Here is an 11,809-nt window from a genome sequence, read left to right on the forward strand (position 1 = left end):
GCCCGTCCCAGAGTGGGCCCGCACGACAGCCCTCCGCAGCACCGGCCCCCTGACCCGGCCACCACCGAAAGGACACCGTGGACACTCGGCACTGGCGTTCGACCATCGCCGCCGCCCAGGCGGGTGACCGGCGGGCGCTGGACGAGCTGGTCACGGGCTGGCTGCCGCTGGTCTACAACATCGTCGGCCGCGCCCTCAACGGCCACGCCGACGTCGACGACGTCGTCCAGGAGACGATGCTGCGCGCCGTCGACAACCTCGGCTCCCTGCGCGACCCCGACAGCTTCCGGTCCTGGCTGGTGGCGATCACCATGCGGCAGATCCGGGACCGGGCCCGCCGCAGGAAACCCGCCCCGCTCGACGAGTCGGCGCCGCACGAGACCGCCGACTTCGCCGAACTCACCGTGCTGAAGCTCCAGTTGCAGGGGCAGCGCCGCGAGGTCGCGGAAGCCGTGCGCTGGCTCGACGACGAGGACCGCCGGCTCCTGTCCCTGTGGTGGCTGGAGGTCGCGGGCGAGCTGACCCGGCGCGAGCTGGCGGCCGCGGCCGGCATCACCCGGCAGCACGCGGCCGTGCGCGTCCAGCGGATGAAGGAACGCCTGGAGACCTCCCGCGGTATCGTCCGGGCCCTCGACGGCGCCTGCCCGGACCTGAGCCGGCTGACCGGCCGCTGGACCGGGCGGCCCGACTCCGTGTGGCGCAAGCGGCTGGCCCGGCACGTACGGACCTGCGCCTCCTGCGGCGACGCCCGCGAACCCGTCGTACCGGCGGCCCGTCTCCTCGCCGGCATCGCGCTGGTCCCGGTCCCCGCGGGCTTCACGCTGTCGCTGGTCTTCGGCGGCAGGACGGCGGTGGCCGCCACCTCGGCCGGCTGGTCCGCCAAGGCACTGACCGTGCTCACCAAACCGGCCGTCGCCGTGGCGGCCGGCGCGACCCTCGTCGCGGGCGGCGCCTACGTCGTCACCCGCGCACCCAGCGACCCGCCCCCGCGCACGGTGGCCACCCCCGCCGTCTCCCGCCCGCCGTCCCCCCGGCGCTCCCCGTCCGCCTCCGCCTCCCCGTCCGGCACCGCGTCCGCTTCCGCCCGGCCCGCCCCGTCACCGTCGGCGACCCGGGCGAAGGACGGCTCGGCGACCCGGGCGAAGGACGGCCTGTACGGCACGGTCGTCGACGCGGTCGACAGCGCCCCCGACCCGGACGCCCGGCCCGCCGCCCTGCCGTACCGCCCCGCGTCGGGCGTCACCAGCACCGGCGGGGCCAGGGCCGTCCTGAACCACCGGGGGGACGGGGTCAACCTCACGGGGCAGGGCTACGTCCTGGTGCGCTGGCAGATCTCCCCGCAGTACCGGCCCGGTGCCCTCGTCATGCCGTCCTGGACCGGCCTGGAAGGCAGGCTCTTCCATGTCGCGTCGGGCGGCGGCCGCCGCATGGACGACCCCACCGGCGACGACACCACCGGCATGGGCGGACCCGGCACCGGCTACACCGTGCTGCCGGCCGGCACCCAGCAGATGTGGCAGAACGAGTACTTCTACCTCGACGGCAGTGTCACCCTCACCGTGAACGAACGGGGCGCCGACTACGGCCTGAGCGTCTTCCCCTCCAGCCGGCAGGCGGCCGACCAGGACATCGAAACCGGCCCCGCCCAGGGCACCACCCGCTACGGCCTCCTCCGCGACACCGGCACGAACACGACCCCGGTACCCCAATACACCACCCGCGAGACCCCGTTCGACCCGTCAACGGTGCCACAGCACTCCCAAGTCTGACCCGCGGCGCCGGTAGGGGCCGGGGAAAGGGTGCGGCGCAGCCGCGCCTTCAGGGGCGCGAGGAACGGCGCGACAAGCCACGACGCACCCGCGGCGGCGGTACGGCCAGGGGGAGGTTGCGGCGCGGCCGCGCCTTCAGGGGCGCGGGGAACGGCGCGAGAAACCACGACGTACCCGCGGCGGCGGTACGGCCGGGGGGAGGTTGCGGCGCGGCCGCGCCTTCAGGGGCGCGGGGAACGGCGCGACAAGCCACGACGTACCCGCGGCGGCGGTACGGCCGGGGGGAGGTTGCGGCGCGGCCGCGCCTTCAGGGGCGCGGGGAACGGCGCGAGAACCACGACGTACCCGCACCCGCACCCGCGGCCACCGCACCCCGCGGCCACCGCACCCGCACCCCGCGGCTCAGCGCTCGGGCCGAGCCCCGGTGCCCCCGCCGCGCAGCCCGTGCAGCACGTCGACACGGTTCGTCGTGATCGAGTCGACGCCCGCGTCGAGAAGCCGCCGCATCGACCGCCGGGTGTCAGGCGTCCACACGGACAGCAGATACCCGTCCCGGTGGACCCGGTCGGCCAGCTCCCGGTCCACCAGCCCGAACCGGTAGTTGAGCCACCGCGGCCGCACGGCCGCGAGCAACGCACCCCGCGGCGGCGCGAGCGACTTCCAGGTCAGCGCGATCTCGGCGCCCGGGTCGGCCGCACGCACGGCGAGCATGGCCGGCGCGTCCGCGCAGTAGTACACACGCTCCGCCGCCCCGCACTCCCGCACGACGTCCACGATCCGGCGTACCGCCGGCCCGCCGGGCGCCCCCGGCAGGTCGAGCATCAGCCGGCTCCCGTCTGCCGCGGCGAGCGCCTCGGCCAGCGTCGGCACTCCGCCACCGGTCAGCCCGCGCACCTCGGCCGCCGACAGGGAGTGCAGCGGCCGGTCCAGTTCCCACAGCCGCTTCAGTGTCTGGTCGTGCAGCAGCACCGGCACACCGTCGCGGGTGAGCCGTACGTCGACCTCGACGGCGTCCGCACCCAGGCGGAGCGCGGAGCGCAGCGAGTCGAGCGTGTTCTCCCGCGCGCGGTAGGGGTCGCCCCGGTGGGCCACGGCGGTCACGTTCTGCGGGGACGTCATGGCGACGGAGCTCTCCGGTGCGGGGGCGGGTGCGGACGCGGCTGCGAGGGCGGGGCTCAGGGGGCGAGCCATGCCGAGGTGTACGCGTCGATCTCGTCCTTGATCCGGGTCTTCCCGGCCTCGGTCAGGAAGGACGCCTCGACCCCGTCCTTCGCCAGGTCGGCCACGCCCCGCTCGTCGAGGTCGAGGAGCCGGGCGGCGACGGCGTACTCGTTGTTGAGGTCGGTGCCGAACATCGGCGGGTCGTCGGAGTTGACGGTCACCAGGACCCCGGCCGCCACGAACTCCTTGATCGGGTGCTCGTCGAGGGTGCGGACCGCGCGGGTGGCGATGTTGGAGGTCGGGCAGACCTCCAGCGCGATGCGGTGCTCGGCGAGGTGGGCGAGCAGCTTCGGGTCCCGGGCGGAGCTGGTGCCGTGTCCGACGCGCTCGGCCCGCAGGTCGGTCAGCGCGTCCCACACGGTCTCGGGGCCGGTCGTCTCGCCGGCGTGCGGCACCGACCGCAGTCCGGCGGCGATCGCCCGGTCGAAGTACGGCTTGAACTGCGGGCGCGGCACGCCGATCTCGGGTCCGCCGAGCCCGAAGGAGACCAGTCCCTCGGGGCGGACCCGGTCGTCGGTGGCGAGCCGCACGGTCTCCTCGGCCGCTTCGAGCCCGGCCTCGCCGGGAATGTCGAAGCACCAGCGCAGTACGGTCCCGAACTCGGCCTCGGCGGCCTTGCGCGCGTCCTCGATGGCGTCCATGAACGCCCGCTCGTCGATACCGCGCCGGGTCGAGGAGAACGGCGTGATGGTCAGCTCGGCGTAGCGCACCTGCTGACGGGCCAGGTCGCGGGCCACCTCGTAGGTGAGGAGCCGTACGTCCTCCGGGGTGCGGATCAGGTCGACGACGGACAGGTACACGTCGATGAAGTGGGCGAAGTCCGTGAACGTGAAGTAGTCGACCAGCGCCTCGGGGTCGGTGGGGACCCTGGAGTCGGGGTGGCGGGCGGCCAGTTCGGACACGATGCGGGGGGAGGCGGAGCCGACGTGATGGACGTGCAGTTCGGCCTTGGGCAGGGACGCGATGAACGCGTGCAGGTCGCGCGGTACGCCGGGGTCGACAAGGCGGTCGGTCAAGGGTCCTCCCCAAAAACGGCGTCCCCGGCCGGTGTGCGGCGGGACGCGGGTGATCGGCTGATCGGTGACTCGGGATCATCGTAGGCCGGAGGCCGGCACCGGGGTGGCGCCGCATAGCATGACGCCACGCACAACGGAGGGGGCCCACGATGTCCGACGACGCGCAGCCGCCGAACACGCCCGTGGGCACGGGGGACGAGCCTCCCGCCGGCAGGGTTCCGCTGGACAAGCCGGGCCGGCCGGGCGACGCGGCGGCCCCGGCACCGACCTCCTGGCCGGCGCCCGCGAGTGACGCCACCCCCGGCTCCGGTCCGCCCGCCGGCTCCGGCTCCGACACCCCGGCCGGACCGCCTCCCTCCGTGCACGACCAGCGGACCGTCACCGCGCTCCCGGGTCCGTACGGCACGCCTCCGGCCGACGCGCCTCCGGCTCACCTTCCTCCGGCCCACACCCCACCGGTCGACGTGTCACCGGCCCCGTGGGCGTCCCCCTTCACCGCGCCGGACCAGTCCGCCCCGGCCACCCCGTCCGCCCCGGCGAACGGCTCGGCGGCCCCGAACGGCTGGAACGGCCCGAACGGCCGGAGCGGCAACCCCTTCGCCCCGCCACAGCACGGCGACCAGCCGCCGTACGGCACCCAGCCGCAGTACGGCGCCCCGCCGAACCCCTCCGCATCGGCCCACGGCCCCGCCGGCCCGTTCCCACCTCCCGCCGCCCCCTACGCCCAGGGGGAGCCGGTGCCCCCGCCGCCGATCGCCCCCGACGGCCCCGGCCAGGTCCTCTACGGCTACCCGGCCCAGCCTTCCTACGACGGATACGGCGGGTACGGCGGCTATCCGGGCCAGAGCGGATACGGACCCCCGGGCGGAACCCACGCCCCGGGGTCGCAGGGCGCCGGGGCGTACTACGGCTGGCCCGGCCTGACCCCGCAGCCGAGCAACGGCCTGGGCACGGCCGGACTCGTGCTCGGCATCGTCTCGTCCGTCCTCTTCTGCCTGTGGCCGCTCGCCATCCCCCTGGGCATCCTCGCCGTGGTCTTCGGCCTGGTCGCCCGCGGGAGGGCCCGCCGGGGGGAGGCGACCAATCCGGGTCAGGCCCTGGCCGGGATCATCTGCGGCTCGGTGGGCATCGTCGTCGGCCTGGTGATCATCGCGGTCCTCATAGCGAGAGCGAGATAGCCACCCGACGGCCAGGACACCCGCGACCAGCGCTCCGCACGAGAGGCCAGGAAGGCACAGGAAGGCACAGCCCCGGCGAGGCCCCCCGTCACCCCCCGGCCGTCTCCCCCCGCAGTCTCTCCCTGGCCTCCATCAGCGCGAACCCCAGCAGGTTCGGCCCCCGCCACCGCTCCGGGTCGCTGGCCGCCTCGTCGCCCGCGGCCAGTCCGATGCCCCACAGGCGGTCCAGCGGGCTCGCCTCCACGAGGACTCTCTCCCCGGTGCCCAGCAGGAAGTCCCGCAGGGCGGGGTCCGCGGCGAACTTCCGTACGCTGCCCTCGACCACGAGGGCGAACCGCTCCCGCTCCCACACCGTCTCGTCGAAGCCGCGCACGAGCCGCCCGGCCTTCTTCGCCTCGGCGGGATGTCTCGCGGCGAGCACCCGCTCGGCCGCCTCCGCGTCCCCGAACAGCCGGGCCTTGCCGGCCATCATCCAGTGCTCGGCGGTGGCGTAGACCACCGAGTCGGCCACGAACGGTGACGGCCACCACTGGCTGAGACAGCTCGCGCCGACCTGCCCGTCCGCCCGCGGCCGGTGCCCCCAGAAGTGCAGGTACCTGACCCGTGCCCCCGCGCGGGCCTCGCTGACCAGCGTGTCCCAGGAGTCGATCTTCCCCATGCACGCGAGTGTGGCACGCACCACTGACACTCCGTCCTCCCTTTTCCTCCCCGACTCGACACCTGGTCGACAGATTCCGTCGCGTAACCAAAAGGCAACAACGGAATCACTTGTTGGAGTCCCCTTGCTCTGTCAGGATCGGCACTCAAATCAAGCTGGAGCTACGCCACCCGCCCTCAGATCCGGGCACCCGCGGAGGAGAGCGACATGTACAAACCGGGCAACGCCACCCCGAGCCGGTTCCCGGCCCGGGACCGCTTCGCGGACGGCGCGCAGTTCATCGCGGGCCGTCCGGCCAAGGGCACCTCCGGCCGTACGCACACGGTCGTCGACCCGGCCACCGGCGAGGACGTCCTCACATACGAGCTGGCCGGCGCCGCCGACGTGGACGCGGCGGTCGCCGCGGCGCGCGGGGCGTTCCCCGGCTGGGCCGCCACCACCCCCGGCGAGCGCTCCGACGCCCTGCACCGTTTCGCCGCCGTGCTCGCGGAGCGCGCCGAGGACTTCGCCCGCGCGGAGTCCCTGCAGTGCGGCAAGCCGCTGAAGCTGACCCGCGAGTTCGACGTGCCGGGGACCATCGACAACACCGCCTTCTTCGCCGGTGCCGCCCGTCATCTCCAGGGGCAGGCGGCCGGCGAGTACTCGGCTGACCACACCTCGTACGTCCGCCGCGAACCCATCGGTGTCGTCGGCTCCATCGCGCCCTGGAACTATCCCCTCCAGATGGCCGCCTGGAAGATCCTTCCGGCGATCGCCGCGGGCAACACCGTGGTGCTCAAGCCCGCCGAGCTGACCCCGCTGACCTCCCTGCTGTTCGCGCGGGCCGCCACCGACGCGGGCATTCCGGACGGCGTGGTCAACATCGTCACCGGCACCGGCCTGGAAGCCGGTGAGCGGCTGGTCGGGCACCCCCAGGTGGCCATGACCTCCTTCACCGGTTCCACCGCCGTCGGCAGGCGGGTCGCCGAGATCGCCACCGCCACCGTCAAGCGCCTGCACCTGGAGCTGGGCGGCAAGGCGCCCTTCGTGGTCTTCGACGACGCCGACCTGGAGGCCGCCGCCAACGGCGCCGTGGCGGGCGCGTTGATCAACACCGGCCAGGACTGCACGGCCGCCACCCGCGCGTACGTGCAGCGTCCCGTCTACGAGGAGTTCGTCGCCCGGACGGCGGCCCTCATGGACACCGTCCGGCTGGGCGACCCGTTCGCGGCCGGCACCGACCTCGGCCCGCTGATCTCGCACGTCCAGCGCGACCGGGTGGCGGGTTTCGTCGACCGGGCGCGGGCCTACGCGCGGGTGGTCACCGGCGGTGAGGTGCCCGAGGGGGATCTGAAGGAGGGGGCGTACTACCGCCCCACCCTCATCACCGGCGCCGCGCAGGACAGCGAGATCGTCCAGGCCGAGATCTTCGGTCCGGTGCTGGTCGTTCTGCCGTTCGACGACGATGATGAAGGTATCCGGCTGGCCAACGACACCCCCTACGGGCTCGCCGCCTCCGCCTGGAGCCGTGACGTCTACCGGGCCAACCGCGCCACCCGCGAGATCCAGGCGGGCTGCGTGTGGGTCAACGACCACATCCCGATCATCAGCGAGATGCCCCACGGCGGGTACAAGGCGTCCGGCTTCGGCAAGGACATGTCCACGTACTCGTTCGAGGAGTACACGCAGATCAAGCACGTGATGTTCGACAACACGGCGGTGGCCCGGAAGGACTGGCACCGCACCGTCTTCGGGGACCGATAGCAGAACAGGCCGCCCGACCCGCGGCCGCACACCCTCCCGAAAGGGCACCAAGCGCATGGAGCAGTACGAGCCAGACCGCCTGTCCCCGGCCCAGGTGTCCGCCATGCGGCGCAGCTTCCGCAACGGCAGGGCCTCCCTGACGCGCCGCTCGATGCTGCGCGCCTCCGCCGGCGGCGCGCTGGCGGTCGGCGGACTGGGGGCACTGAGCGCCTGCGGCATCCCCGCGGCGGGCCAGACGCAGGGCGGTGTCTCCGCGGACGACCACTCGGCCACCGAGAAGAGCGTGAACTTCTCCAACTGGACCGAGTACATGGACGTCGACGACAGCGGAAAGCACCACCCGACCCTGGACGCCTTCACCGAACGCACCGGCATCAAGGTCAAGTACACCGAGGACATCAACGACAACAACGAGTTCTTCGGCAAGATCAAGCCGCAGCTCGCCGCCGGCCAGGACACCGGCCGGGACATCATCGTCCTCACCGACTGGCTGGCCGCCCGTCTCATCCGTCTGGGCTGGGTGCAGAAGCTGGACTCCTCCAACCTCCCGCACGCCTACGCCAACCTGTCGGAGCAGTTCCGCGACCCGGACTGGGACCCCGGCCGTGCCTACTCCTACGTCTGGCAGGGCATCTCGACCGTCATCGCCTACAACAAGAAGGCGCTCGACGGCGTCGAGGTGAAGTCGATCTCCGACCTGCTCGACAACCCGAAGCTCAAGGGGCGGGTCGGCTTCCTGTCGGAGATGCGCGACAGCATGGGCATGACGCTGCTGGACATGGGCAAGGACCCGGCGAACTTCACCGCGGACGACTACGACGCGGCGATCGCCCGGCTGCAGAAGGCCGTCGACAGGGGGCAGATCCGCCGCTTCACCGGCAACGACTACACCTCGGACCTGACCAGCGGCGACTTCGCCGCGTGTGTCGCCTGGGCCGGTGACGTCGTGCAGCTGAAGGCGGACAGCCCGGACATCGACTTCCTGATCCCGGACAGCGGGTACATGACGTCGACCGACAACATGCTGATCCCCAGCAAGGCGCGTCACAAGACGAACGCCGAACGGCTCATCGACTACTACTACGAGCCGAAGCCGGCCGCACAGCTCGCCGCGTACATCAACTACGTGTGTCCCGTCGACGGCGTGAAGCCCGAGCTGGCGAAGATCGACAAGGGGGCGGCGAACAACCCGCTGATCATCCCCGACAAGGCCATGGCCGCCAAGTCCCGTGCCTTCCGCTCACTGAGCGCGAAGGAAGAGACGGCGTTCGAAGAGAAGTTCGCGAAGCTGACTGGGGCGTGACCACCGTGACGACGAACAGCACCGACCGCGGCGGCGACGTCCGCCTCTCGGGCATCAGCAAGACCTACGGCTCCTTCACCGCCGTACAGCCGCTGGACCTGACCGTTCCGCACGGCTCGTTCTTCGCCCTGCTCGGCGCCTCCGGCTGCGGCAAGACCACCACCCTGCGGATGATCGCGGGACTGGAGGAACCTTCCTCCGGCACCGTCTTCCTCGGCGACCAGGAGGTGACCGCCCTGCCGCCGTACAAGCGGCCGGTGAACACCGTCTTCCAGTCCTACGCCCTCTTCCCGCACCTGGACATCTTCGAGAACGTCGCCTTCGGGCTGCGCAGGCGCGGCATCAAGTCGGTGAAGAAGCAGGTCGGAGAGATGCTGGACCTGGTGCAGCTCGGCGAGCAGGCGCGCAAGAAGCCGCACCAGCTCTCCGGCGGCCAGCAGCAGCGTGTCGCCGTCGCCCGGGCCCTGATCAACAAGCCCAGGGTGCTCCTGCTGGACGAGCCCCTCGGCGCCCTCGACCTCAAGCTGCGCCGCCAGATGCAGCTGGAGCTCAAGCGCATCCAGACCGAGGTCGGCATCACCTTCGTGCACGTCACGCACGACCAGGAGGAGGCCATGACCATGGCCGACACGATCGCCGTGATGAACGCGGGCCGCGTCGAACAGCTCGGCTCGCCCGCCGACCTCTACGAGAACCCGCGGACGACGTTCGTCGCGAACTTCCTCGGCACCTCGAACCTGATCGAGGCGGAGGTCGACTCCCGGATCGGCGACGACATCGTGCTCAGGGCGGGCGGCGGCAAGCTCGTACTGCCCGAGGCGCGCTGTTCCGCCCCGACGACCACCGGCGGCAGGGTGCTGGTCGGGGTCCGCCCGGAGAAGATCTCCCTCGCGCACGCCGACGAGGCCGGTGAGATCGCCGAGGGCCGCAACCGGATCACCGGCAGGATCGCCGACTCCAGTTTCATCGGTGTCTCCACGCAGTACGTCATCGACAGCCCCGTCTGCCCCGAGTTCGAGGTCTACGCCCAGAACATCGACCGCGACCCCCGGCTCGTGCCCGGTGCCGAGGTCGTCCTGCACTGGAACCCCGGGCACACCTTCGGCCTGGACGCGGCCCAGGACATCGACGCCGGTATCGACCTCGCGGAGGAGGCGGCCTGATGTCGACGCTCACCGAAGCACCCCCGCCGCTGTCCCCGACGGCCCCGGAGACCGGGCCCCCGCGCAGACGCGGCCGTCTGGTCCCGTACTGGCTGCTGCTGCCCGGCCTGCTGTGGCTGATCGTCTTCTTCGCGCTGCCGATGGTCTACCAGGCCTCCACGTCCGTGCAGACGGGCTCCCTGGAGGAGGGCTACAAGGTCACCTGGCACCTCGCGACCTACTGGAACGCGCTGTCCGACTACTGGCCGCAGTTCCTGCGCTCGGTGCTCTACGCCGGTTCCGCCACGGTCCTGTGCCTGATCCTCGGCTACCCGCTCGCCTACCTGATCGCCTTCCGCGCGGGCCGCTGGCGCAACCTGATCATGATCCTGGTGATCGCGCCGTTCTTCACCAGCTTCCTGATCCGCACGCTCGCCTGGAAGACGATCCTCGCGGACGGCGGCCCGGTCGTCGGCGCCCTCAACGCGCTGCACCTCCTGGACGTCACCAGCTGGCTCGGCATCACCGCGGGGGACCGGGTGCTGGCCACCCCGCTCGCGGTGGTCTGCGGTCTGACGTACAACTTCCTGCCGTTCATGATCCTGCCGCTGTACAGCTCGCTGGAGCGCATCGACGGCCGGCTGCACGAGGCGGCCGGTGACCTGTACGCGCGGCCGGTCACGGTCTTCCGCAAGGTCACCTTCCCGCTCTCGATGCCGGGTGTGGTCTCCGGCACCCTGCTGACCTTCATCCCGGCGGCCGGCGACTACGTCAACGCGGACCTGCTCGGTTCCACCGACACCCGCATGGTCGGCAACGTCATCCAGACGCAGTTCCTGCGCATCCTCGACTACCCGACGGCCGCGGCACTGTCGTTCATCCTGATGGCGGCGATCCTCGTCATGGTCACCGTCTACATCCGCAAGTCCGGCACGGAGGATCTGGTTTAAATGGCCTTCGTCAACTGGCTCAGGCGCCACTTCGTCGTCATCGCGGGACTGCTGACGCTCGGCTATCTCCTGCTGCCGAACATCGTCGTCACGGTGTTCTCCTTCAACAAGCCGAAGGGGCGCTTCAACTACGAGTGGCAGCAGTTCTCCACGGACGCCTGGAAGGACCCCTGCGGGGTCGCCGGCATGTGCGGTTCGCTGTCGCTCAGCCTCCAGATCGCCGTCTGGGCGACCATCGGCGCGACCCTCCTCGGCACGATGATCGCCTTCGCGCTGGTCCGCTACCGCTTCCGCGCCCGCGGCGCCGTGAACTCGCTGATCTTCCTGCCGATGGCGATGCCCGAGGTCGTCATGGCCGCCTCGCTGCTCACCCTGTTCCTCAACCTGGGCGCCCAGCTGGGCTTCTGGACCATCCTCATCGCGCACATCATGTTCTGCCTCAGCTTCGTCGTCACGGCTGTGAAGGCGCGGGTCATGTCGATGGACCCGCGGCTGGAGCAGGCCGCGCAGGACCTGTACGCCGGCCCGCTCCAGACCTTCCTGCGGGTCACCCTGCCGATCGCGGCCCCCGGCATCGCGGCGGGCGCGCTGCTGGCCTTCGCGCTCTCCTTCGACGACTTCATCATCACCAACTTCAACGCGGGTTCGACCGTCACCTTCCCCATGTTCGTGTGGGGTTCGGCGCAGCGCGGCACGCCCGTCCAGATCAACGTCATCGGTACGGCCATGTTCCTCGTCGCCGTGCTGCTCGTGCTGACCTCGATGGTCGTCGGCAACCGCCGCAACCGGCAGAAGGCCTGACCCCGTATTTCCGTAGGGAGTTGACATC

At 71.7% G+C, this 11,809-nt stretch carries 9 protein-coding genes and 1 pseudogene; 7 read left to right on the top strand and 3 right to left on the bottom strand.

Annotated features, from left to right (window positions below):
- Positions 1 to 77 precede the first annotated feature (77 nt).
- A complete protein-coding gene (locus tag AC07AZ_RS31455; RefSeq protein ID WP_478853747.1) occupies positions 78 to 1,769 on the top strand; it encodes an RNA polymerase sigma factor in 1,692 nt (563 codons plus the stop codon).
- A 402-nt stretch (positions 1,770 to 2,171) separates the two neighbouring features.
- Here AC07AZ_RS31455 and AC07AZ_RS31460 read toward each other — a convergent pair whose 3' ends face one another.
- Both AC07AZ_RS31460 and AC07AZ_RS31465 read right to left on the bottom strand, forming a co-directional pair.
- Positions 2,172 to 2,888, bottom strand: coding sequence for a glycerophosphodiester phosphodiesterase (locus AC07AZ_RS31460; protein ID WP_478853749.1), 717 nt, complete (start codon positions 2,886 to 2,888; stop codon positions 2,172 to 2,174).
- Positions 2,889 to 2,944: 56 nt separating this feature from the next.
- A pseudogene (locus AC07AZ_RS31465) lies at positions 2,945 to 4,134 on the bottom strand (adenosine deaminase).
- Between the two features lie 21 nt (positions 4,135 to 4,155).
- Here AC07AZ_RS31465 and AC07AZ_RS31470 point away from each other — a divergent pair.
- On the top strand, positions 4,156 to 5,184 hold the full coding sequence (locus AC07AZ_RS31470) for a DUF4190 domain-containing protein (protein WP_478853751.1): 1,029 nt from the start codon (positions 4,156 to 4,158) through the stop codon (positions 5,182 to 5,184).
- 88 nt (positions 5,185 to 5,272) lie between these two features.
- Here the strand turns inward: AC07AZ_RS31470 and AC07AZ_RS31475 are convergent, their stop codons facing one another.
- Positions 5,273 to 5,842, bottom strand: coding sequence for an NADAR family protein (locus AC07AZ_RS31475; protein WP_478853753.1), 570 nt, complete (start codon positions 5,840 to 5,842; stop codon positions 5,273 to 5,275).
- Positions 5,843 to 6,049: 207 nt separating this feature from the next.
- On the opposite strand from AC07AZ_RS31475, the gene AC07AZ_RS31480 reads away from it, so the two are divergent.
- From AC07AZ_RS31480 to AC07AZ_RS31500, 5 genes are read left to right on the top strand one after another with little or no spacing between them, the layout of a single operon-like run.
- Positions 6,050 to 7,585: a gamma-aminobutyraldehyde dehydrogenase gene (locus AC07AZ_RS31480; protein ID WP_478853755.1), complete on the top strand. Its 1,536-nt coding sequence runs from the start codon at positions 6,050 to 6,052 to the stop codon at positions 7,583 to 7,585.
- Positions 7,586 to 7,640: 55 nt separating this feature from the next.
- Positions 7,641 to 8,888 (top strand): polyamine ABC transporter substrate-binding protein, encoded by a 1,248-nt coding sequence (locus tag AC07AZ_RS31485; protein WP_478853757.1) that lies wholly within the window; start codon positions 7,641 to 7,643, stop codon positions 8,886 to 8,888.
- Entirely contained in the window at positions 8,885 to 10,051 is a 1,167-nt protein-coding gene (locus tag AC07AZ_RS31490; protein ID WP_478853759.1) for an ABC transporter ATP-binding protein, read from the top strand. The genes AC07AZ_RS31485 and AC07AZ_RS31490 overlap by 4 nt, the downstream gene beginning before the upstream one ends.
- Entirely contained in the window at positions 10,051 to 10,980 is a 930-nt protein-coding gene (locus AC07AZ_RS31495; RefSeq protein ID WP_478853761.1) for an ABC transporter permease, read from the top strand. The genes AC07AZ_RS31490 and AC07AZ_RS31495 overlap by 1 nt, the downstream gene beginning before the upstream one ends.
- Positions 10,981 to 11,781 carry an ABC transporter permease gene (locus AC07AZ_RS31500; RefSeq protein WP_478853763.1) on the top strand — a complete coding sequence of 267 codons (801 nt, stop codon included), beginning with the start codon at positions 10,981 to 10,983 and terminating at the stop codon, positions 11,779 to 11,781.
- The last annotated feature ends 28 nt before the right edge of the window (positions 11,782 to 11,809 follow it).

The organism is Streptomyces sp. NPDC043878, assembly GCF_056435735.1.

Excerpts from the sequence above, each read along its gene's own strand:
- AC07AZ_RS31460 (WP_478853749.1), bottom strand. The coding sequence starts at position 2,888 with ATGACGTCCCCGCAGAACGTGACCGCCGTGGCCCACCGGGGCGACCCC.
- AC07AZ_RS31470 (WP_478853751.1), top strand. The coding sequence starts at position 4,156 with ATGTCCGACGACGCGCAGCCGCCGAACACGCCCGTGGGCACGGGGGAC.
- AC07AZ_RS31475 (WP_478853753.1), bottom strand. The coding sequence starts at position 5,842 with ATGGGGAAGATCGACTCCTGGGACACGCTGGTCAGCGAGGCCCGCGCG.
- AC07AZ_RS31480 (WP_478853755.1), top strand. The coding sequence starts at position 6,050 with ATGTACAAACCGGGCAACGCCACCCCGAGCCGGTTCCCGGCCCGGGAC.
- AC07AZ_RS31485 (WP_478853757.1), top strand. The coding sequence starts at position 7,641 with ATGGAGCAGTACGAGCCAGACCGCCTGTCCCCGGCCCAGGTGTCCGCC.
- AC07AZ_RS31495 (WP_478853761.1), top strand. The coding sequence starts at position 10,051 with ATGTCGACGCTCACCGAAGCACCCCCGCCGCTGTCCCCGACGGCCCCG.
- AC07AZ_RS31500 (WP_478853763.1), top strand. The coding sequence starts at position 10,981 with ATGGCCTTCGTCAACTGGCTCAGGCGCCACTTCGTCGTCATCGCGGGA.